Below are 509 nucleotides of genomic sequence, written 5' to 3'. Positions count from 1 at the left end.
AATGGTCGTCCTTACATCTTGGCTATTTAGGTGCAATGTTTTTGCTTATTTGTGTATTTATTCTTGCACGATACAGGAAAGCCCGTGTACAGGCATTGTTGAACCGCTACCGCCGCTCTAAGCATATCAGCGCAGTACAGGCATATTTTCTGTTCCTGCTGCCCTTTGTACTTTTCTTCTTAGAAACATGGCTGTTCGATGAATGGGGGTGGACGGATTGCGTGAGGTGGAACAAATGATATGTCATTCATATATAAAACATCAGATATGGAACAACGGATTACATCATTATTGCTGCCCGCTCCCGAAGTGGAGTTGGAAGCGTCCTGCAAGGAACTGGACGAAAAGGTAACATGGCTGCTGCACAACAGCCGGAAAATGGACAACTACTTGGAACTTGAACCGTTCAGCAAGGACGGGCGGCTGTGCGCCCACGTGTGCGACACGCTCAAGAGCCTGCCGGAAACGCCGACACTGGCGGCATACAAGGACTACAAGGCAATCATTAT

Annotated in this window: 2 pseudogenes; both read left to right on the top strand. The window is 47.9% G+C overall.

The features are described 5' to 3' along the window. A pseudogene (locus tag H8S64_RS22450) lies at positions 1-239 on the top strand (hypothetical protein); the annotation flags it as partial. A 28-nt stretch (positions 240-267) separates the two neighbouring features. Next, a pseudogene (locus H8S64_RS22365) lies at positions 268-509 on the top strand (helix-turn-helix domain-containing protein); the annotation flags it as partial.

Origin of the sequence: Butyricimonas hominis (assembly GCF_014287455.1) — a bacterium.
Lineage (GTDB): Bacteria > Bacteroidota > Bacteroidia > Bacteroidales > Marinifilaceae > Butyricimonas > Butyricimonas muris.
This window is presented reverse-complemented; position numbering and strand designations above follow the sequence as displayed.